This is a genomic window from Alteromonas naphthalenivorans, assembly GCF_000213655.1.
GTDB lineage: Bacteria > Pseudomonadota > Gammaproteobacteria > Enterobacterales > Alteromonadaceae > Alteromonas > Alteromonas naphthalenivorans.
On the sequence record NC_015554.1, the window covers coordinates 2,464,084 to 2,485,433 of the forward strand.

Annotated in this window: 18 protein-coding genes; 10 read left to right on the plus strand and 8 right to left on the minus strand. The window is 43.4% G+C overall.

Annotated elements, in window-relative coordinates; genetic code table 11:
- The first annotated feature begins 68 nt into the window (after nucleotides 1–68).
- The 4 genes from AMBT_RS10775 to AMBT_RS22200 are packed head-to-tail and all read left to right on the plus strand — an operon-like array spanning nucleotide 69 to nucleotide 2,429.
- A complete protein-coding gene (locus AMBT_RS10775; protein WP_013784659.1) occupies nucleotides 69–404 on the plus strand; it encodes an ArsC family reductase in 336 nt (111 codons plus the stop codon).
- Nucleotides 398–1,531, plus strand: a complete 1,134-nt coding sequence (gene dapE, locus AMBT_RS10780) for a succinyl-diaminopimelate desuccinylase (RefSeq protein ID WP_013784660.1) — start codon at nucleotides 398–400, stop codon at nucleotides 1,529–1,531. Before AMBT_RS10775 ends, dapE begins: the two co-directional genes overlap by 7 nt.
- Nucleotides 1,528–2,226 (plus strand): M15 family metallopeptidase, encoded by a 699-nt coding sequence (locus tag AMBT_RS10785; protein ID WP_013784661.1) that lies wholly within the window; start codon nucleotides 1,528–1,530, stop codon nucleotides 2,224–2,226. Before dapE ends, AMBT_RS10785 begins: the two co-directional genes overlap by 4 nt.
- A gap of 35 nt (nucleotides 2,227–2,261) precedes the next feature.
- The gene (locus tag AMBT_RS22200) at nucleotides 2,262–2,429 is read left to right on the plus strand and encodes a DUF2897 family protein (RefSeq protein WP_013784662.1); all 168 of its coding nucleotides are present in this window, start codon (nucleotides 2,262–2,264) and stop codon (nucleotides 2,427–2,429) included.
- 135 nt (nucleotides 2,430–2,564) lie between these two features.
- Here AMBT_RS22200 and AMBT_RS10790 read toward each other — a convergent pair whose 3' ends face one another.
- The 7 genes from AMBT_RS10790 to seqA form a co-directional block, all read right to left on the minus strand.
- A complete protein-coding gene (locus AMBT_RS10790) occupies nucleotides 2,565–2,891 on the minus strand; it encodes a heavy metal-binding domain-containing protein (protein ID WP_013784663.1) in 327 nt (108 codons plus the stop codon).
- A 128-nt stretch (nucleotides 2,892–3,019) separates the two neighbouring features.
- Complete coding sequence (locus tag AMBT_RS10795) at nucleotides 3,020–3,421, minus strand: HIT domain-containing protein (protein ID WP_013784664.1); 402 nt, start codon at nucleotides 3,419–3,421, stop codon at nucleotides 3,020–3,022.
- Nucleotides 3,414–4,451 (minus strand): succinylglutamate desuccinylase, encoded by a 1,038-nt coding sequence (gene astE, locus AMBT_RS10800; RefSeq protein WP_013784665.1) that lies wholly within the window; start codon nucleotides 4,449–4,451, stop codon nucleotides 3,414–3,416. Before astE ends, AMBT_RS10795 begins: the two co-directional genes overlap by 8 nt.
- A gap of 90 nt (nucleotides 4,452–4,541) precedes the next feature.
- Nucleotides 4,542–5,843 (minus strand): putative bifunctional diguanylate cyclase/phosphodiesterase, encoded by a 1,302-nt coding sequence (locus tag AMBT_RS10805; protein ID WP_013784666.1) that lies wholly within the window; start codon nucleotides 5,841–5,843, stop codon nucleotides 4,542–4,544.
- A 251-nt stretch (nucleotides 5,844–6,094) separates the two neighbouring features.
- On the minus strand, nucleotides 6,095–8,572 hold the full coding sequence (locus tag AMBT_RS10810) for a glycogen/starch/alpha-glucan phosphorylase (protein WP_013784667.1): 2,478 nt from the start codon (nucleotides 8,570–8,572) through the stop codon (nucleotides 6,095–6,097).
- A gap of 217 nt (nucleotides 8,573–8,789) precedes the next feature.
- Nucleotides 8,790–10,442 (minus strand): phosphoglucomutase (alpha-D-glucose-1,6-bisphosphate-dependent), encoded by a 1,653-nt coding sequence (gene pgm, locus AMBT_RS10815; RefSeq protein WP_013784668.1) that lies wholly within the window; start codon nucleotides 10,440–10,442, stop codon nucleotides 8,790–8,792.
- Between the two features lie 27 nt (nucleotides 10,443–10,469).
- On the minus strand, nucleotides 10,470–11,201 hold the full coding sequence (seqA, locus tag AMBT_RS10820) for a replication initiation negative regulator SeqA (protein ID WP_013784669.1): 732 nt from the start codon (nucleotides 11,199–11,201) through the stop codon (nucleotides 10,470–10,472).
- Nucleotides 11,202–11,419: 218 nt separating this feature from the next.
- On the opposite strand from seqA, the gene AMBT_RS10825 reads away from it, so the two are divergent.
- The 6 genes from AMBT_RS10825 (at nucleotide 11,420) to cynS (ending at nucleotide 19,057) form a co-directional block, all read left to right on the plus strand.
- Nucleotides 11,420–12,331 (plus strand): AAA family ATPase, encoded by a 912-nt coding sequence (locus tag AMBT_RS10825; protein ID WP_013784670.1) that lies wholly within the window; start codon nucleotides 11,420–11,422, stop codon nucleotides 12,329–12,331.
- 3 nt (nucleotides 12,332–12,334) lie between these two features.
- On the plus strand, nucleotides 12,335–13,435 hold the full coding sequence (locus AMBT_RS10830; RefSeq protein WP_013784671.1) for a DUF58 domain-containing protein: 1,101 nt from the start codon (nucleotides 12,335–12,337) through the stop codon (nucleotides 13,433–13,435).
- A complete protein-coding gene (locus AMBT_RS10835) occupies nucleotides 13,432–15,459 on the plus strand; it encodes a transglutaminase TgpA family protein (protein WP_013784672.1) in 2,028 nt (675 codons plus the stop codon). Before AMBT_RS10830 ends, AMBT_RS10835 begins: the two co-directional genes overlap by 4 nt.
- A gap of 391 nt (nucleotides 15,460–15,850) precedes the next feature.
- Nucleotides 15,851–16,699, plus strand: coding sequence for a formate/nitrite transporter family protein (locus AMBT_RS10840; RefSeq protein WP_013784673.1), 849 nt, complete (start codon nucleotides 15,851–15,853; stop codon nucleotides 16,697–16,699).
- Between the two features lie 44 nt (nucleotides 16,700–16,743).
- A complete protein-coding gene (locus tag AMBT_RS10845) occupies nucleotides 16,744–18,567 on the plus strand; it encodes a bifunctional protein-serine/threonine kinase/phosphatase (RefSeq protein WP_013784674.1) in 1,824 nt (607 codons plus the stop codon).
- A 40-nt stretch (nucleotides 18,568–18,607) separates the two neighbouring features.
- Entirely contained in the window at nucleotides 18,608–19,057 is a 450-nt protein-coding gene (gene cynS, locus AMBT_RS10850; protein WP_013784675.1) for a cyanase, read from the plus strand.
- A gap of 99 nt (nucleotides 19,058–19,156) precedes the next feature.
- Here the strand turns inward: cynS and fusA are convergent, their stop codons facing one another.
- A complete protein-coding gene (fusA, locus tag AMBT_RS10855) occupies nucleotides 19,157–21,241 on the minus strand; it encodes an elongation factor G (RefSeq protein WP_013784676.1) in 2,085 nt (694 codons plus the stop codon).
- Nucleotides 21,242–21,350 lie beyond the last annotated feature (109 nt).

Here is a 21,350-nt window from a genome sequence, read left to right on the forward strand (position 1 = left end):
TAATAACGAGCTTATTATGCACTTACACTAACTTCACGCTGTAACGGAGTATCCTTTTGAGTACAACAATGTATGGCATCGCAAATTGCGACACGATCAAAAAAGCCAAAAAATGGCTTACTGAGAACAACATCGAATTTACTTTTCACGATTACAGAAAAGACGGTATAGACGCCGATTTTCTTGCCAACGCTGAAGCCAGTCTTGGTTATGAAGTGATGTTGAACAAACGTGGCACTACTTTTCGCCAACTCGATGACAGTGATAAAACAGATATCACCCGCGAAAAGGCACTCGCCTTGTTACTTGAACACCCTGCGATGGTGAAGCGCCCTATTTTAAATCATAACGGCACGTTTCATATTGGCTTTAAACCTGCGCAGTATGAGGAAATATTTTGTTAAACGATAACGTAATAGACATTGCTAAAAACCTAATGAATAGGCGTTCGGTTACCCCGGAAGATGAGGGCTGCCAAGAAGCCATGAAAGATTTTTTAGGTACCTTGGGGTTCAACAATGAAACCATGGTGTTTGACGATACCACCAACCTGTGGTCACGTCGTGGCACAGAAGGTCCTGTTTTTTGTTTTGCTGGTCACACCGATGTGGTTCCTAGTGGGCCTGAAAGCGCATGGAAAACCCCGCCTTTTACGGCTACTGAAGTAGACGGCTATTTACATGGCCGTGGTGCTGCCGACATGAAAGGCAGTTTGGCCGCAATGTTAGTCGCAACCCGTAAATTTGTGGCCGATTATCCTGATCACAAAGGCAGTATTGCGTATCTTATTACCAGTGACGAAGAAGGCCCGTTTATTAATGGTACTACTCGTGTTATCGATACCCTTGAAGCACGAAATGAAAAAATCACGTGGTGTGTGGTTGGCGAACCATCTTCGACCGATGAAGTGGGCGATATTGTTAAAAATGGCCGACGTGGTTCATTAACTGGCGATCTTACTGTTAAAGGTATTCAAGGCCATGTTGCTTATCCGCATTTAGCGAAAAATCCAGTACATTGCGCCACACCTGCCTTAACGGAATTGGCTCAGTCTCATTGGGACAATGGCAACGAGTTTTTCCCGCCCACCAGCTTTCAAATTTCAAACATTAATGGCGGCACTGGTGCAGGTAATGTAATTCCTGGCGAGCTTCATGTGTGCTTTAACTTCCGGTTTTCAACCGAAGTGACAGATCAAGAACTCATTAAGCGCGTTACGACCATTCTGGATAAGCACGAACTTGACTACGACATAAAGTGGACGTTTAACGGCCAGCCTTTTTTGACAGACTCAGGCCCGCTGCTTACTGCCACTGAAAAAGCAATTGCCGATGTACGTGGCACGCCTACCATTTTATCTACCGCTGGCGGCACATCTGATGGGCGATTTATTGCGCCGACTGGCGCACAAGTTATTGAGCTAGGGCCAGTAAATGCCACCATTCATAAAATAGATGAATGTGTAAAAATGAGTGATTTAGAGTTATTAAGCGACATGTACTACGGTATTTTGGTAAATCTACTCGCATGAAACCAGCTACCTGGTTAGGGCAAGACAATCCTCACCTTGTTGATGCAGGAAATGGACACTTCCTGCATGCCAACGTGCTACCCGCTTTTGTTAATATGCAACAAGCCGCCCGAGATGACGGTATAGATTTGTGCTTAGTAAGCAGCTTTCGTCACTTTGATAAACAGTGTGCTATTTGGAATAGAAAATGGCGTGGCGAAGCGGCGCTGTTAGATAGCGAGGGTATTGCATTAAACCCGAATAGTTTATCAGACGTAGAAAAGCTACATGCAATACTGATGTGGTCAGCGTTGCCTGGCGGCAGTCGACATCATTGGGGAAGTGACTTTGATGTTTATGACAAGCACGCCGTTGAACAATGGAACGGTAAGTTTTCGTTAGTTGATAGCGAATATCGAAAAGGTGGGCCTTGTTTTTTGTTAGCTAATTGGCTTGAAGCGAATATGAGCACCTTTGGGTTCTTTCGCCCATTCAATGAAGATAAAGGCGGCGTAGCGTGTGAGCTTTGGCACCTGAGCCACCGGGCTGTTGCCACTGAGTTTGAACAAGCGCTTTCGCTGACGGAACTCACTACTGCCATCAAACACAGTAGCATTGAAGGTAAGGCCGTTGTTCTTCAGCATATTGATGAAATTTACTATCGCTACGTGTTAAATCGTGGCGAGAGTTGGGATAGTGAAAGTTGGGCTAGATAAGCTTTTACAACTAAATAGCTTTAACGGAGACAGTAATGGATACGCTTTGGGTTGTCATTATTATCGTTATTGTATTGGGCGTGGTGGTTGGCAATATTACGCTGTTAAAATACAGCGCTAAATTTAAATTTCCAACACCGCTTAAAAAGAAAGACGATAAGCAAAAGAAGAATGGATTTGAAGATGAAGAGGACGACTGGTAAAACAGTCGCCCTGCTGGAAGGCTAACCACATCAAAGCTAATCACATTAAGACTAACCAGATTCAAACTGCTAACATCTGGGTTTAAGCTGGCATTGAATCAGGTTCTTTGTCCGAATTAGCCTACCTACTACATTTTAAAGTGGCGATGTTTTTACTGCAGTTCCGCTAATACTCACCATCAACATACTGCCTTTGTCACCGATAACTTGGTAATCAAGATCTATTCCCACAACTGCGTTAGCACCCATGCTGCGAGCCTCATGCTCAAGCTCTGTAAACGCTAGCTTTCTTGCTCGCGTTAATTCTTCTTCATATGAACCAGAACGGCCACCTACAATGTCACGTATAGAGGCAAATAAATCTTTTACTATGTTAGCGCCCATTACGGCTTCGCCAACCACAATGCCATAGTAAGCTTCAATTTTTTGGCCTTCCAGAGTAGGCGTAGTTGAAATTATCATGGGTTGCTCCTTGCTGAGTTGTTTTAAAAATTGGGTTTTATTTTGGTCTTATAGTAGACCATAAGTTATTCACAGAGGTGCTAATCATATAGTGCACAAATAACCTAGCACACGGTTACCCTAGCCTATCAAGACAATGCCTTTTTCAGCACGTCTACCAGTGCAGCGGCTTTATCTTCAGGGTAAGCCACAACGGCTTGCGCGCCCCAAATTGGTTTTGGCCATGCGATATCACTTTTATACCGTGCAACATGATGAATGTGCAACTGACTGACCACATTACCCAGTGCCGCGACGTTTAATTTATCCGGTGAAAATTGCGATTGCAGTAAACGGCTCACCTGTGCCGACTCACTTAAAAACTGTTGCTGTTGGGCGTATGACAATTCAATGATTTCAATTACCCCATCTACCCGAGGCACTAATATTAACCATGGAAACTGGCTATCATTCATTAGTAATACCCTACAAAGGGGTAAATCGTGAATGAAGAACGTATCAGCCTCTAGCCTTGCATCTAACTTAAACACTAAGTTTCTCCAGCTTTGTTGGGACTACCGTTAATAAAGCACGTTGCCCTATTGCCACATTAGCATTAGGAAACACTATCGCTTCTCCGTCTTGCTGTGCAGTATAGGTAGCGCCGGTTTCAGTAGCCAACACCGTGCCTTTAGCATAATCGGTAAAATTAGGCGTGTCGTCATCGAAATGCAACGTAAAATCGTTTTGATGGCGATTGATAACTTGATTCACCCGATAAATATCTAGCGAGTCTATATCAACGTCAGGTCTGAAATCATCTTCACAAATTAATGCAGTAATTGATTGTTTTGCTGCTTCGAAACGGCTCATGTCGTTTTGACCAAATGGCTGCACTTTGCCCAATTCGACGGTAAATGCATGCGCTTGATGCTGCACAGAAGACGAGTAACTAAAGGTTGTTGTTTCTGATTCAGATAACAAAATGGTTTGAATACCACACGCAGCTAAAAATCCAAGCTGGCTTTTGCTATGCGCTTTACCATGCAAATACGGGTAGACCGCAAACTTTTCATTTTTAGACTCACGAATAGCCGTATGTAAGTCGTAGTGATACTTATCATCACCAGAAGCTGCCACAGAGAAGAAATCGGTTATTGCCTCTTCTAGCGCTTTAGCACGTTTGCGCTCACTGTTGTTGCATCCTTCCCCTTTCGAATGGGCGCCATTAAACAACCGATTCATGTTTTCTTCTACAAACCTTTCAGCAATATCCATGGCGGGTAAGTTACCAAATAGAAAAAGTACACGATGGCTAAGCTCAAGCTTGTTAGTAAGAATATGCTGTACCAGCTCGTCGCATATTTCGATGGGGGCCGTTTCATTTCCATGAACGCCGCTAGATAACACAACATGCTTATTGATAGACGTTTTCGCCGTTGGCGTAAAAGCAATAATACCGGGAGCGGCGATAGCAACGTCAGTACCATTGCCTAACGTAAATTGAATAGAAGAGGTAAATAATTCAGGTTGAGTTCTAGACAAAGAAAGAAAATTTCCTTGCTCGATAAGTTGTTGCATACATAAACCAAAAGTAGCTTGAATAACACTAGTTTAGCGACTCAGCCAAGCGAATGCACGTATTGCCCCTTCGAAACGGAGGGATTTTATTTAGGCACGTAAAGGAGAGTTACCGACAATGATTTCTTGCTGCGCTAGACTAATAAAGTCATTCAGCGGAATGGCTTTTGAAAACAAATACCCCTGCCCTATCGTTACACCCACCTCTCGGAGTATGTGCAGTTGAGCGATGGTTTCTACGCCCTCGGCAATGACATCACAGTTTTTCGCTTTACCGATAATTTTCGCAGCTTCGATAATGGCACGATTAACAGGATGTTTCGCTAATTCTATAACAAAGGTTTTATCTATTTTAAGCGCGCTTAAATCAAGATCTCGAATGTATGCAAGGTTTGAGTAACCTTTCCCAAAGTCATCTACCGAAATGGCGACCCCTAGGGCGCGAAGCTCATCAAGCTGTTTTTTCACCATCAGTGAATTAGACAAGGCTACATCTTCAGTCAGCTCTAGCTCTATACGAGTAAGCGGCATGGCGTAGGTCTTACTAAGCATCTTCAGCGAGGGTATAAGATGATTATCATACAACTGAGTAGGCGATATGTTGACCGACAAGGTCAGCGACAAACGGTGAAAATCAAAATCAACTAAACTTCTAAACGCTTGCTCTAACGTCCAATAGCCCAGCTCATTCATCATGTTATATGATTCTGCCGCTTCAATAAGCGGGCCAGGAAATAACACGCCGTCTAACGGGTGATTCCAGCGAAGTAAGCACTCAGCACCTATAACTTCAAGGGTTTGCAGGTTAACTTTAGGCTGATAATAAAGCTCTAATTCATTTTGCGATAAGGCGCGTTTCAAATCAGCTTTTAATGCAAGACTACGACCCGTATCGGTTTTATCTTGCATATTATAAAGGCAAAAGTTTTCGTACTTATTTTCTTTTGCTTGCTTTAATGCGGCTTCACCACGAGACACAAAAGCCGTAATTTCAAAGGCTTGACTATCTGATGTCACTACACCCACATTGAAATCTGCAATGAATGCATGGCCATCGTGATGCATGGGTGCTTTAAAGTGCTCAACAAGCCGTTCGAACATATCGCGCATTTGGCTAGCACTACGCATGCCGGGAAAAGCGAGTCCAAACACGTCGCCACTAATTCTGCCAAGGCAAATGTCACCGCCAAACAGAGATTGAATGCGGTTAGCAATTTCTAGCAGAAACCTGTCACCAACATTAATACCTAAACTGGTGGTTACGTCTGAGAAACGGACTACATCCACTAGCATTAGTGATAATGATGGATGCAATACACCACACTTCGATACGGTATCGATAAACGCAAATCGATTGGGAAGTGTAGCCAGCGAATTATGATGTTGGCTCATGACGGTTTCCTTGCACTAAACGGCGGCTAGGTGCTTAAAATAAGCAAACGGTAGTTCAACACGACTTAACACTAAGCGCAACGTGTTATAAGTATATGAATCGATACCTAATTATAGATTGTAGACTTTTTTATATTAAATCGGCTACTTATTGATTTTTTAATTTATTTTTAGTTTAAGTGGATAAATATATCACAACAAAAAGCCCGGAAAGCATAGCATTTCCGGGCTTTTTTTAGAGTCTCTTGAGACTAATTTTCGATCTTACACGGTGAAAGTTTCCAAATACGTTCTACATAATCTTTAATTGAACGGTCTGAGGTAAACTTACCCATCTTCGCGGTATTGATAATGGCCATTTTAGCCCAGCGCGCTTTGTCGCGGTACGCCTCATCAATAGCAATTTGCGCATCGCAATAACTACGGAAGTCTGCTAGTACCATGTATTGGTCGCCATGATCTAACAAGCTTTGCTTAATCGACACTAGCGCACCTGGTTTACCCGGCGTGAAGTAATCGGTTTCAAGCCAATCAAGAACCGCTTTAATTTCAGGATCACGGTAGTAGTAATCGTAAGGCTTGTAGCCGTTATCCTTCAGCTCGTGAACTTCTTCAACGGTTAGGCCAAAGATAAAGATGTTGTCATCGCCTACTTCTTCGGCAATTTCAACGTTAGCCCCATCAAGTGTACCTACGGTAATAGCGCCGTTAAGTGCCAACTTCATGTTACCGGTTCCAGACGCTTCTTTTCCTGCAGTACTAATTTGCTCAGACACGTCTGATGCTGGGATCATTTTCTCAGCAAGCGATACGCGGTAGTTCGGCAAGAACACCACTTTAATTTTATTGTTTACACGTGGGTCGTTATTGATTTTATCAGCCACTTTGTTGATGGCGTAAATAATATCTTTTGCCAACTTGTAACCCGGTGCTGCTTTCGCGCCGAAAATGAATACGCGAGGCACCATATCGTAATCAGGGTTTTCTAGCAGTCGACGATACAAGGCCATAATATGAAGCAAGTTCAAATGTTGACGCTTGTATTCGTGAAGGCGTTTAATTTGTACATCGAAAATAGCGTTAACGTCTACTTCAATGTCTAACGACTCTCGAATTTCATCAGCCAGCAACTGCTTGTTGTTAAGCTTCACTTGCATGAATTGCTTTTGGAACGTTTTGTTATCGGCGTACTTTTCTAGTGCTTCAAGTTTGTATAAGTCTTTTGGCCAATCTGAGCCAATTTTCTTATCAATTAATTTAGAAAGTTCAGGGTTACACGCTTTTAACCAACGACGTGGCGTAATACCATTCGTTACGTTAGTTAATTTGCCTGGCCATAATGCATCGAACTCTGGGAACAAGTCAGACTTCACGAGTCGAGAGTGCATTTCAGCTACGCCATTTACCGCGAATGAACCAATAACCGATAAGTGGCCCATACGTACCATTTTCTCGTTGCCTTCTTCTATAATAGAAAGCTTGGCTTTAATACGGTTATCGCTTGGCCATTTCTTATCGACTTCTGCCATGAATCTATGGTTAATTTCATAGATGATTTCTAAATGGCGCGGTAAGATTTTTTCAATCATACGTGCAGGCCATTTTTCTAAGGCTTCAGGTAACAACGTATGGTTGGTATAAGCGAATACTTTCGTGCTGATACCCCATGCTTGATCCCAATCTAATTCAGCGCGGTCAACTAAGATACGCATAAGTTCAGGAATGGCGATAGCTGGGTGTGTATCATTTAATTGAATGACAACCTGATCAGCAAAGCGGCTCCAGTCATCACCATGAGCACGCTTATAACGGCGAATGATGTCTTTTAATGAACATGAGCAGAAGAAGTACTGCTGAATTAAACGCAGCTCTTTACCTGCTTCAGTTTCATCGTTTGGATAAAGTACTTTTGAAATGGTTTCTGCTTGTACGTTTTCACGCTGCGCATCTACATAACCACCAGCATTGAATACATCCCAGTTGAAGTAATCAGATGAATCTGACTGCCACAAACGCAGCACGTTTACGGTTTTACCTTCATAACCAACGACAGGAATATCCCATGGGATCCCTTTAACAATTGAGCCAGGGTGCCATTCTTTCTGAATTCGGCCGCTTTCGCCGTATTTGGTTTCTACATAACCAAATAAAGGCACTTCTTGAATTGACTCTGGGCGGCAGATTTCCCACGGGTTACCGTAATCGCGCCAACTATCAGGGCGTTCTATCTGAGCACCACTCTTAATTTCTTGACGGAAAAGGCCATGTTCATAATGAATACCATAACCAATTGCAGGCAATTCCATTGTGGCAAGTGAGTCGATAAAGCACGCGGCTAATCGCCCTAACCCGCCATTACCTAGTGCCATGTCTGGCTCTTCTTCCATGATGTCGGTAATTTCAACACCAAGTTCTTTTAACGCGCCACTAGCCACATCAAACAAACCTAAGTTTTGAAGGTTGTTCGACAATAATCTACCCATTAAGAATTCAGCAGAAAAATAATGTACTGCGCGAGTATCATTGAAGTAGTGGCTTTTTTGCGTTTTGCGAAGGCCTTCTAGTACCTGAGCCTGAATGGCAGCACAGGTGGCTTTCCACCATGCGTGGTTATTAGCCTTATTTTCATCTGTACCTAGCGAACAGTGAAGGTGCTTAACAATAGCAGCTTTAAACTCTGCCTTGTCTAGCGGTGAAGAGGGTTGCGTTTTGGCGGCTTTTGCGTTCATTTTGCGTCTCACTCTGGTTGATGTGTGCTAATACACACTCAATGTGTAATTTAATTACAGAAAAAATCAACAATATGAGAGCAATATAGCAGTGCTTAAACGATTATGTTGTAATAATTTTGTTAAAATAACAAAAAACCGGATGAAAACGTATGCAATCATCCGGCTTTTAACATTTATTTGACAAACATTAACTATATTAGGTTGCTTTTTGACCTTATTTGATGATTTTACCCACTAAAGCTTCCGCTTCTTTAATCAATTCCTGTAAGTGAGTTTCACCTTTAAAGCTTTCTGCATAAATTTTGTAGATTTGTTCAGTCCCTGAAGGGCGTGCTGCAAACCAACCATTTTCTGTGGAAACCTTTACACCACCAATAGCGGCATTATTACCTGGGGCGTGGGTTTGCACGGCGGTAATGGGCTCACCAGCTAGAGTATCACTGGTGACTACCGAAGCATCCATAGCAGATAACTTCTGCTTTTGCTCTAAGGTAGCAGCCACATCTACACGGTTATAAACCGGCGATGAAAATTGCTCAGTTAATGCCTGATAGTGTTCGCCTGGATCTTTCTTAGTCACCGCAAGAATTTCAGCAGCTAATAAACACAGGATAAAGCCGTCTTTATCGGTAGCCCACGTTTCGCCATTTCGCTGTAGGAAAATACCACCAGCACTTTCTTCACCTGCAAAACCAATTTCACCGGTAGATAAACCCTCTACAAACCATTTGAAGCCTACTGGCATTTCAGCAAGGGGTTTGTCTAAGCTATTCGCTACGCGATCAATCATGCTGCTTGAAACCAGTGTTTTACCGATTTTAAGTGATGCTGGCCACTCGGGTCTGTGGGTATATAAATACTGAATAGCCACCGCAAGATAATGATTGGGGTTCATCAAGCCAGCACTTTTGCATACGATACCGTGGCGATCGAAATCTGGATCGTTGCCCCATGCAAGGTCGAAATCATCTTTTAATTCGATTAAGCCCGCCATGGCGAAAGCACTTGAACAGTCCATGCGTAACTTGCCGTCTTTATCGCGGCGCATGAATCCAAACTGAGGGTCGACAGCAGGGTTTACAACCGTGATGTCCAATCCATATTTATCTGCAATACGAGACCAATAACCGATACCTGCACCACCAAGGGGGTCTGTACCGAGTTTTAATCCCGCTTTTGCGATGGCCTGCATATCAATAACCTGTGCTAGGTCATCAATATAAGGTTCCATGAAATCTTCTTCGCGAACTAACTTCTGGGCTCTTACGGAGCGGATATCGATGCGTTTAACATCTTTATTGCCTTCGGCAATAAGCGCGTTCGCACGATTTTGAATTTTGGTCGTAACGTCGCTATCAGCTGGGCCACCATGAGGAGGATTATATTTAAAACCTCCATCTTCAGGTGGGTTGTGTGATGGGGTTATGACTACCCCGTCAGACTTCGCCGCCGTATTTTCACGGTTATAACGAATGATAGTGCGAGAAATTACCGGCGTGGGGGTATAACCTAAGCTTTCATTGTCGCTTCGCTGGATAACCACATCAACACCGTTGGCACTGAGTACTTCGATAGCGGTGATCATGGCAGGTTCAGACAATGCATGGGTGTCTTTACCTATAAATAGCGGCCCGGTAATACCTTCTGCTTCACGATATTCAACCAGTGCTTGGCAGATTGCACTAATATGGGTATCGGTAAAAGTATAGTTCGACGCCGATCCTCTGTGCCCTGAAGTACCAAAACTTACTGCTTCAGTTGGGGCAGCGGCGTCTGGTTTGTAGCTGTAATACTGGCTAACAAGTTGTGCCACATTAATCAGTTGTTCAGGTGCAGCTGGCTTACCAGCCTGCGGATGTAAAGCCATGAAAAGTCCTTATTTTAAGTTAAGCGTTTATTTGCCCTCTGGGGCGAATCGACTTACTACCGTTTCGACGACATCGGGCTGATACCCTAATGTACGCAAAACTTGTTCCAGCATGTTTACTTTCTTCGCGGTATTGTTGTTGGTGACCACCCAAAATGGGCTATCGGGAATGGCTTTAGGATTAGTACTACTGCCATTCTCTAACAACGCCTCTTTGCTTGTAGCAAAATAGGTACGATTTTTACCAATAATCGATTTAACATTTTCAAAGGTATCGCTATTTAACTTATGCGCAGCACTTAGAATAAATAAGAACTGATCGACACGTTTGGTAAAGGTCGATAACGCATCTTTAGATACCATACCCACAATATCATCTTTATTGTGATTTTCTATTTCAGTCACCGCTGGCGCAACTACGTCTTTTTTAACAGGCGCTTTGGCTGCAGTTGTCGATTTTGCCGCGGGTGATTTCGTCACTGGTGCTTTGGCAACGGTTGCTTTTGGCGCCGCTTTTGACACTGTTTTAGTGGCTGGTTTCGCTTCTGCCTTTTGCGCCGAGGCGGTAGTGGTAGCAGCAACCGGTGCTTTCGCCGATTGTACTGACTCATCAGGTAGGGAGGCGTTGCTTGCACCCTTTATTTCACCATCTTCAGGCAATAAAAGCCTACGTAAAATTTCTGATGCGCTCTCGCCTATATGTTTTGTTTGGCTGGCGATAAAGGCATACAAATCATCATCTATTTCAATGCTTTTCATAACTACTTCCTTAACAAGATGCCCCATTATAGACAACCGATACGCACAGCGCAGCACTATTTCTAACCTAGCCCTAAATTCGTTAAAACCAACATTAAAATGATGCTTTTAACGTGTTAAATAACCATGCTCATACCTTTGTATGGGTGCCAACTGCTATTTCAGCACTTTAGTTGCTACTATCAATACATAAGGGGTTAAAAAGGTAACGTTTTATCATGCGAAAAGAAATTCAATTAGTGCATGACGCGCTAAGTCAGAAGATTATCGGCAAATCTGAACAGTTAAAACTTGCGGTTACGTGTTTGCTGGCTCATGGTCACCTTCTTATTGAAGATTTACCTGGTATGGGCAAAACCACGCTTTCCCACGCACTTTCCCACGTATTCGGCCTTCAATATTCACGTATTCAATTTACGTCAGATTTGCTCCCATCAGACATGCTAGGGGTTAACGTTTATCAAAGTCACAATGGTGAATTTCAATTTAGGCACGGCCCCATTTTTAGCCAAGTTGTTCTTGCCGACGAGCTAAACCGAGCAAGCCCTAAAACCCAAAGTGCCTTGTTAGAAGCGATGGAAGAGCGACAAGTGAGTATTGATGGCACCACCCATGCTTTACCTTCTCCCTTTTTTGTTATCGGCACGCAAAACCCGGGTTATCAATCTGGCACCTATCCGCTACCTGAGTCACAACTAGACCGCTTTTTTATGCGTATTTCACTGGGCTTTCCGAACTGGGAAGCCGAAAAAGCCATGCTGAAACAATCGACTGACGTTCAGCAACAGATAGCCTCGTGTTTATCGCAGACCGATTTGATCACTATGCAAGATGCGGTTACCCATGTGCATGCTAGCGATGATGTGATTAATTATATATTGCGATTAGTGACAGAGAGTCGCGCAGAAGGGCGCTACCCTACCCCGTTGTCGCCACGGGCTAGCCGAGCCTTATTGCAGGCCGCTAAAGCTTGGGCTTATATGCACGATAGAACTTTTGTGACGCCAGATGACGTGCAAGCTATATTCGTTGCCGTTACTGAGCATAGGCTTAGTGCAAGTACCCCTGAACATACGGGCACGTCGCTAAGTCAGCATTTACTGGATAGTATCGATCCGCTGGCGGCGTAATCCATGTTTAAAAAGGTATTACATAAGCATTGGCTTGCTTGGCTAGACAAACGTATTCCTCCACATTCTTCACATGCTCTGAATATGCGTTCGGTGTTTATTTTGCCGAGCCGTTTTGGCTGGGGATTTATCGTGATGTGTATGTGCTTGTTTCTATTAGGCACTAACTATCAAAACAACCTTATGCTGTTATTAAGCTATTTGTTACTTAGCGTAATGTTAATCACTTTGTTTTACAGCTATCAAAATTTTGCGGCTATTGCCCTTAGCGCATCCTCCCCCAAAACCGTATTTGCTAATACGTCAGCACACCTTACCCTCAATCGGATTAAGCACTCAGACTATAAAACTACACCGGAAGGCTTATTGCAGGCGCATTGGCTTGAGATAAATAAGCTTCAACTGCCTAGGCGAAAAGATACGAGCACTATCTCCTTTGATATTGGCAATCGAGAACAGCGACTGACTGTTCCTTTATTACTTCACACTAGAGGTGAGCACAGACTCCCTCGAATTACCTTTAAAAGCGCCTACCCCTTCGGTTTGTATCATTGTTGGACTCACTTAGATTTCGACGTAAAAGTCATCGTGTATCCAGAACCCAAAGCTGGACCGGTGTGTGAAGTTGTTCACAACACGGAAGATGCCGTCGGTGGTAAAGAAGATGACCGACAAGGTAATGAAGACTTTTTTGCCCTCACCGATTTCATTGAAGGCGAACCGTTAAACCGCGTAGCGTGGAAGCAAGTCGCTAAAACAGGAAATTGGGTGGTAAAGCAGTTTAGCGAACAAAAAAGCGACGACGTGTATTTAAGTTTGCCGACTAACACCCCGCTAGAAGAAGGATTAAGTGCATTGACTCAAAAAATAGTGTCGATGCAATCGCAAGGTCTGCACTACGGTTTAAAACTAGGTAGTGCAACCTTTACCCCCAATAATTCTATTTCACACATGCATCAATGTCTGAAGGCACTGGCGACTTATCCCAACACACCTTTTGATGCTAGTTCGGCTAAGTCTTCGAGTCATGCATCTATCTCTCCGGCGGCTCCTCTTGCCGCGCAAGCCGCAGACAACAGTGATTTCCAAGGGCTGAGTAAATGAACCATAAAGCAAATATGCTGCTATCCACCTGCTTTATGGTACTAACCCTTAGCCTGCTTACCCCATTGCTAACTTGGGTGATATTACTTGCCATATGCGCGGTTATTATGCAAAGCGCGTTGTATTTTAGGTGGCAAGAATATAACCCAAGTAGCCGCACCGTAAATTTGTTAGCCGTATTATCCTTAATAGCGCTAGGCTGGTTCGGTCTTTCTATTGGTTTGCTCAACAGCATGATTAACCTTTTAGTGATTGCCTGCTCGCTGAAGCTTATGTTGCTTTCAAAAACGAAAGATTTTTTACAGCTATTCTGCTCGTGCATATTTCTGGTCGGCTGTGGTTTTATTTTTGCTTTAGGTATTGAAGCATGGATAGGCTATGTCGCGGTTATCGTTCTTTTGTTCACCGCATTGTCATTGGTATACGCCCCCGCGAGAAGTTTTAGGGGGTCGATGCGTAAATCGTCGATAATACTGCTGCAAGCATTTCCCTTGGCCGCACTGTTATTTGTAGTGATGCCGCAGTTTCCTCCTCTTTGGCAAATGCCTACGTCTAAGTCTAATGAAACAGGGTTATCAGATTCGGTCACGCCAGGGGATATTGCCTCGCTGGCGAGGTCGTCTGATTTAGCGTTCACCGCCACCTTTGAGCAACGCCCACCATTGGCCGAACAGCGGTATTGGCGCGCCATGACGATGGAAGCCTTTGACGGTAAAACGTGGACAATTAGCCCACGACGAAAACAAGCTGAGGCACAGCTTAAAACTATGGGTCGACGTGTCGCGGCGCCTTCAACTGACGCATCGCTTCCCCCCTCAGAAAACTATCAATTGATAGTAGAGCCCAGTAACCAACGCTGGCTGTATTCTCTTGATGTGTCGGCTGAAAACACAAATTTAGACAATCCTGAGATGCGGCGTCAGTTCAATTATGCATTACGTGCAGCGCGTCCAATTGTTGGCAAACGCGCGTTCTATTTAACTTATTATCCAGAAACGCCACGTGTTAGTGAGATATATGACTTTGATTATCAACTTAATATTCAATACCCCATGGACAGCAACGTACGTACTCAAGCGTGGGTAAAGCAGCTAAAAGCAAATGCGCACAGTGAGCGAAGTATTGCCGATGACATTCTACGCCACTTTAAAACCAACGGATTTAGTTACACCTTACAACCTGACGCTATGCCGAACTCGCCCATCGACACCTTTATGTTCGAAGCAAAGGCGGGTTTTTGTGCTCACTATGCCAGCGCCATGGTGTTTGCCCTTCGGGTTGCGGGCATTCCTGCTCGTATGGTGACAGGCTATCAAGGTGGCGAATTATTAAGTGACAACGTAATACAAGTTCGCCAGTACGATGCCCACGCTTGGGTAGAAGCATTAATAGACGGCGTATGGGTGTCGTACGATCCTACTAGTATGGTGGCACCATCACGCATTACCTTTGGATTAGAACAAGCGTTAGCCGATTTTAATGAAACTCGCAGTAAAGGCATGTTTAAAAATTTAAATTCAGCTGAACTGTTTTTATCTATAAGAGGATGGTTTCGCCAACTTGATTATCAGTGGAGTAGATTAGTTCTGGGTTTTGATAACCAAACTCAAACGGATTTGCTAAAAAAGCTTCTTGGCGATTTAACCTCTCAGAAAATGACGTTCTTCTTTTTGAGTCTTCTGGGGATAGTCAGTATTTTTCTGCTTGTGCTGTTCTTTCCTCTTAGAAAGAAGTCGACCGTGCCTGCACATCAACACATTTATTTAAACGCTGTTGAGTTGGTGTCGAATTTTACTAAGGTAGCGCGAGAGAACAAAGGAAGCACTGCATACTTCAAACAAGTGAAACCCTTTTTACCAACAAACGCGGCCTCGCTATTTAACTCGCTCACCCAAGATTTTGAACATGCACTATATCAAAGTGCTACAGATGAAAGTCGCGATAGCCGAAGTCAAAAAGAACGAGCAATGAAAGATACACTTGTCGCGTTAAAAAAAGACTTAAAGCAAACCAAAGCCATATAACGCTAGAGTCAGTCAATAATAAAAAGTGTGAGGTGGAATTTTTTGGTTTATTAACCACCAATTCGGTGCACCCTAGCACTTCATTTGCACCATTGTGGTTTAAAGCTGATCACTCCAATCATTTATTAGTGTAACTAAATAAGAATAACCCAATGATTTAATTAAAGTTATTATTAAAATGCTTTTTTGGCACTATTTTCGCTAATCTTTTAACAGTACGAGTCGGTTTGTAAACTGGCTAACACAATCTATCGAATTGGATAAAGACGTCCACAACCTTCTTTGGAAACAGGGAATGGTGTGGACGTTTTTTTTTGTTCGTTTGTTCTATCGATGAAAGCAGTGATGTGGCTCGTTATTTTAAATAAATTACAAATCAGGGTGATTAATTATGGCTTATTTACTTCCCGCCGAGTTTGCTACGAAAATGGTAGATGCCGGTGAATCTAAAATTTACATGTCTACACGAGATACGCTAATCCGCGCATTTATGGCTGGCGCAATATTAGCGTTAGCGGCTGTATTTGCTATTACGATTGCGGTGCAAACCGGCATCTTCTTACTGGGGGCCGTTTTGTTCCCGGTGGGGTTTTGTATGCTGTATTTAATGGGCTTCGACCTATTAACGGGTGTATTTGTATTAACCCCACTTGCTTGGCTTGCTAAGCGACCGGGTGTTACCCCTAAACAAATTTTACGTAACTGGGGCTTAGTATTTTTAGGTAACTTTGGTGGCGCACTGACTGTTGCCTTTATGATGTCTTTTATTTTCACCATGGGTTACAACGTAGATGGTGGTGCTATTGCTGCTAAAGTAGCTAGTATCGGTGAAGCGAGAACATTAGGTTACGCAGAACATGGTACTGCCGGTTGGTTTACTATTTTTATTCGCGGCATGTTGTGTAACTGGATGGTATCACTGGGTGTAGTTGGCGCGATGATCTCTACTCATGTGAGCGGTAAAGTATTGGCCATGTGGATGCCTATCATGCTGTTCTTTTTCATGGGTTTTGAACACTCTGTTGTGAACATGTTCTTATTCCCATTTGGTCTTATCATGGGTGGTGAATTCTCTATCATGGATTACTTCGTGTGGAATGAAATTCCAACAGCGCTAGGTAACCTTGTTGGTGGTTTAGCGTTTACAGGTTTAACGATTTACAGCACACACGTTAAAACTGCACCTAAGCGTAAAATTGCTGTTGCTGAAAAAGCGCCAGCAAAAGCCGCTACAGTATAAGTTAGCAAGCCCGGTACGTTTCCTCTGTATCGGGCTTTTTTAATATGCAGATTCAATCCTTATCACTTCACTATAGCGAATGCAGTAGCGCCGGCGTTAAGCCAATAAATCAAGACGCTTGCGATGCGTTTATTCCAGCTAGTAACGACCCAGCTTTAACATTAAAAGGCGCCGCCTTTGCACTTGCCGATGGCATAAGTAGCAGCACGGTTAGCCAAATAGCCAGTGATTTAGCAATTAAAGATTTCATAAAACAATACTTTTGTACCCCTGAAACTTGGGGTGTGATGCAAAGCGCTAAAACCGTAATACAAAGTATTAATGCCACTTTATATACCAAAACTCAGCAAAGCCCTTTTTGCTATACCCCTGATAAGGGCTACGTATGCACTTTTTCTGCAGTTATCGTTAAAGGCGATACGGCACATATATTCCATGTGGGTGATGCTAGAGTCTGTTTGTATTCTGACGATAGGATACAAGTCCTTACCCAATCTCATCGAGTAGACCACTCACAGCATGAGTCTTATCTCGCTAATGCGCTGGGTGTGCATGCGAATGTCGACATTGATTACCTCGCGGTCCCGCTAAAAGCAGGCGATACCCTTATTCTAATGACAGATGGCGTTTATGAATATGTTTCATCCCCTACGCTTGCCTCACTTATATCGCCGATTTATGCGTCTGAGGATGATGCTTCTGCTCATAGCACTTCTAGTCAAAAAACTGCTATTTCAAAAACTTCTATAGCAAAAAAGAGCGCCAAGCACCTCGCGCAACGCCTTGTAGATCTTGCGTTAGAAAACAACAGTGATGACAACGTTTCTTGCCAATTTATAACAGTAGAGAGCGTGGGCGATGGTAAGTTTTTAACACCGGAATATGCTGTTGATGAAACGTCAGCTCCCATTATTAAGCAGTTGAATGTGGGAGAGACGATAGATGCCTACCGCATTGAGCGACAGCTATACCAGTCGGCTAGAAGCCATGTTTTCCTAGCGTGGGATGAAAATAACAAAGCACATATCGTTATTAAAATACCGTCTACTGAACTGGCACAAGACAGCCACTACCTTGAGCACTTTGCATTAGAAGAATGGCTGGCACGACGAATTAAATCCAACCATGTAATTAACGTACCTACTCGTATTCAGCCGCCTTCATGTATGTATACCATTAGCGAATATATTGAAGGGCAGAACTTAACCCAGTGGCTAACTGATAACCCTAAGCCAGATGTTGAAAAAGTACGAAGTATTATTGAGCAGGTAGCACAAGGCTTAATGGCCATGCACCGAGAAGGACTTCTCCATCAAGACATTCGCCCTGAAAACATCATGATCGAAGCTTCAGGTAACTGCAAAATAATAGATTTAGGTTCTGCCCGTGTTGCTGGCATTAGTGACGCATTATTTGAACACGAGAGTGATATTATGGGCACCGCAGCTTATGTTGCTCCAGAATACTTCTTAGGCGATAGCGGCTGTGATCAATCCGACCTTTATTCTCTTGCCGTACTCACCTATTACTTACTCAGCGACCGCTTTCCTTATGGCACACAAGTAGCTAAAACCCGGACCGTGGCGGCGCAGCACAAACTCAAATATCAATCGGTGCTTGATGATAGACGGCCTATTCCAGCTTGGATAGATGCCACGCTGAAACGAGCATTACAGCCTAATCCTGAAAAGCGTTTTGCTAGCTTATCTGAGTTTACCTATCACCTTCGACACCCTAGCCCCGCTTTTCTTAACCGCGTGACCGCGCCATTAATACAACGTCACCCACTTAAATTCTGGCAGGGACTGTCCCTGCTGTTAGTTATTAGTAATGTAATTACCTTCATACTGCTTTATGGCAACAACTAACTTTTATCAATAACCCGTATCACTCAAAAAAGGAAATGCAATGATTACCAATCGAACTCAAGTTACCGACATGATCCAGTCTTCAAAAATTTCTAAAGGCATTAAATGGAGTGAAATTGCCCAAGCGGTAGGACAATCAAAAGAATGGAGTACCGCCGCGTGTTTAGGGCAAATGGCGATGACTAAAGAACAAGCGACAGCCGTGGGCGAAATGCTAGAACTGAGTGATGAAGCCATTGCTTGGTTACAAATTGCGCCTTATAAAGGTTCGTTGCCGACCGAAGTGCCTACCGACCCGCTTATCTATCGCTGGTACGAATTAGTCAGTGTTTATGGCACAACCTTAAAAGAACTTATTCATGAAGAATTTGGAGACGGCATAATGAGCGCTATCGATTTCTCAATGGATTTGCAACGCGAGAACGATCCTAAAGGTGACCGCGTAAGTGTGGTGATGTCTGGAAAGTTCTTACCCTACAAGATGTATTAATTAGCATTTAGCAACAAAAAAGCCCGTCTGGTATTCCAGACGGGCTTTTATATGCTTAACACTAAGGTAAGCATGAATGCTTACCTAGTTAGTAGCTAATTACTTAGCTGCTTTACGTGCTTTAGCTTCTTCCATTACTTTGTCAGCTACGTTTTGTGGACAAGCTGCGTAGTGTGAGAACTCCATAGAGAACTGACCACGACCAGATGTCATTGTACGTAGTGAACCGATGTAACCGAACATTTCTGATAACGGAACGTCTGCTTTAATGCGAACGCCAGTTAAACCAGCTTCTTGGTCGCTTAGCATACCACGACGACGGTTAAGGTCACCGATTACGTCACCAACATGATCTTCCGGCGTAAATACGTCAACTTTCATGATTGGCTCAAGAAGTTGTGCACCCGCTTTAGGGATAGATTGGCGGAAAGCGCCTTTAGCAGCAATTTCGAACGCGATTGCAGATGAATCTACTGCGTGGAAACCACCGTCATAAAGTTCAACTTCAACGTCTAGTACTGGGAAGCCAGCTAGAACACCTTCGCCCATCATTGACTTAAAGCCTTTCTCAACTGCAGGCCAGAATTCTTTCGGTACGTTACCACCAACAACAGATGATGTGAACGTAAAGCCAGAACCCGCTTCGCCAGGCTTGATGCGGTAGTCGATTTTACCGAACTGACCAGAACCACCTGATTGCTTCTTATGCGTGTAGCTATCTTCAATTTCTTGAGTGATAGTTTCACGGTAAGCAACTTGAGGTTGACCAACAATAAGGTCTACACCGTAAGTACGCTTAAGAATGTCTACTTTGATGTCTAAGTGAAGCTCACCCATACCTTTAAGGATGGTTTCGCCTGAATCTTCATCAGTTTCAACTTGGAACGAAGGATCTTCTGCAATCATTTTACCGATAGCGATACCCATTTTCTCGTTTCCGCCTTTATCTTTAGGCTGAACAGCAATCGAGATTACTGGCGTTGGGAAAACCATTGGCTCTAGTGTTACTGGATCTTTCGGATCACAAAGTGTGTGACCAGTTTGTACGTTCTTCATGCCTACGATAGCAATGATGTCACCCGCTTGTGCGCTAGATAACTCAATACGTTCGTCAGCTTGCATCTCAACCATACGGCCAACACGCTCAGTTTTACCAGTGAATGAATTAAGGATGGTGTCACCCTTGTTCAATTTACCAGAGTAGATACGTACGAATGTTAGTGCACCAAAACGGTCATCCATGATCTTAAATGCTAACGCTTTAAACGTTTCATCAGCAGATACGATTGCATGTTCGCCATTTTCGTTACCTTCTTCATCCATAAGAGGCTGAGGATCAACTTCTGTAGGAGATGGTAAGTAGTCAACAACTGCGTCAAGTACTAATTGAACACCTTTGTTTTTGAATGCAGAACCACAGAATGTAGGGAAGAAAGCAAGGTCACGTGTACCTTTACGGATACAACGCTTGATGTCTTCAACCGAAGGAGTTTCACCTTCCATGTACGCTTCCATTAGGTCATCGTCTTGCTCTACAGCAGTTTCGATAAGCATTTCATGGTATTCATCAACTTTGTCTACCATGTCTGCAGGAACGTCTTTAATTTCGTAGTTTTCAGGAAGACCAGTGTCATCCCAAACGTATGCTTGTTTAGTCAATACGTCTACTACACCTACGAAGTCATCTTCGATACCAATTGGTAACGTCATAACTAGTGGTACAGCACCAAGTACTTTACGTACTTGCTCAGTTACACGGTAAAAATCAGCACCCATACGGTCTAATTTGTTTACGAATATAATACGTGCAACTTCTGATTCGTTAGCATAACGCCAGTTAGTTTCTGATTGCGGTTCAACACCACCAGAACCACAGAATACACCGATACCGCCGTCTAATACTTTTAGTGAACGGTAAACTTCAACTGTGAAGTCAACGTGTCCTGGAGTATCGATAACGTTGAAGCGGTGATCTTTCCAGAAACAGCTTACTGCTGCCGACTGGATAGTAATACCACGCTCAGCTTCCTGTTCCATGAAGTCAGTAGTTGACTCACCGTCGTGTACTTCACCGGTTTTATGGATTTTACCAGTAAGCTTCAAAATACGTTCTGTAGTGGTAGTTTTACCCGCGTCTACGTGGGCGAAAATACCAATGTTTCTGTAAAGGGATAAGTCTGACATTAGTTCACTTTCATTGATTCAGAGTAAAAAAACGGCCGGATTATAAAGGATTTCTGTACAAGAGATACACCTTTATTTAGCACAAACTCTGAAAACGTTTGTGAAAAAC

Excerpts from the sequence above, each read along its gene's own strand:
- AMBT_RS10775 (WP_013784659.1), top strand. The coding sequence starts at position 69 with ATGTATGGCATCGCAAATTGCGACACGATCAAAAAAGCCAAAAAATGG.
- AMBT_RS10785 (WP_013784661.1), top strand. The coding sequence starts at position 1,528 with ATGAAACCAGCTACCTGGTTAGGGCAAGACAATCCTCACCTTGTTGAT.
- AMBT_RS22200 (WP_013784662.1), top strand. The coding sequence starts at position 2,262 with ATGGATACGCTTTGGGTTGTCATTATTATCGTTATTGTATTGGGCGTG.
- AMBT_RS10790 (WP_013784663.1), bottom strand. The coding sequence starts at position 2,891 with ATGATAATTTCAACTACGCCTACTCTGGAAGGCCAAAAAATTGAAGCT.
- astE (WP_013784665.1), bottom strand. The coding sequence starts at position 4,451 with ATGCAACAACTTATCGAGCAAGGAAATTTTCTTTCTTTGTCTAGAACT.
- AMBT_RS10805 (WP_013784666.1), bottom strand. The coding sequence starts at position 5,843 with ATGAGCCAACATCATAATTCGCTGGCTACACTTCCCAATCGATTTGCG.
- AMBT_RS10810 (WP_013784667.1), bottom strand. The coding sequence starts at position 8,572 with ATGAACGCAAAAGCCGCCAAAACGCAACCCTCTTCACCGCTAGACAAG.
- pgm (WP_013784668.1), bottom strand. The coding sequence starts at position 10,442 with ATGGCTTTACATCCGCAGGCTGGTAAGCCAGCTGCACCTGAACAACTG.
- seqA (WP_013784669.1), bottom strand. The coding sequence starts at position 11,201 with ATGAAAAGCATTGAAATAGATGATGATTTGTATGCCTTTATCGCCAGC.
- AMBT_RS10825 (WP_013784670.1), top strand. The coding sequence starts at position 11,420 with ATGCGAAAAGAAATTCAATTAGTGCATGACGCGCTAAGTCAGAAGATT.
- AMBT_RS10830 (WP_013784671.1), top strand. The coding sequence starts at position 12,335 with ATGTTTAAAAAGGTATTACATAAGCATTGGCTTGCTTGGCTAGACAAA.
- AMBT_RS10835 (WP_013784672.1), top strand. The coding sequence starts at position 13,432 with ATGAACCATAAAGCAAATATGCTGCTATCCACCTGCTTTATGGTACTA.
- AMBT_RS10840 (WP_013784673.1), top strand. The coding sequence starts at position 15,851 with ATGGCTTATTTACTTCCCGCCGAGTTTGCTACGAAAATGGTAGATGCC.
- AMBT_RS10845 (WP_013784674.1), top strand. The coding sequence starts at position 16,744 with ATGCAGATTCAATCCTTATCACTTCACTATAGCGAATGCAGTAGCGCC.
- cynS (WP_013784675.1), top strand. The coding sequence starts at position 18,608 with ATGATTACCAATCGAACTCAAGTTACCGACATGATCCAGTCTTCAAAA.
- fusA (WP_013784676.1), bottom strand. The coding sequence starts at position 21,241 with ATGTCAGACTTATCCCTTTACAGAAACATTGGTATTTTCGCCCACGTA.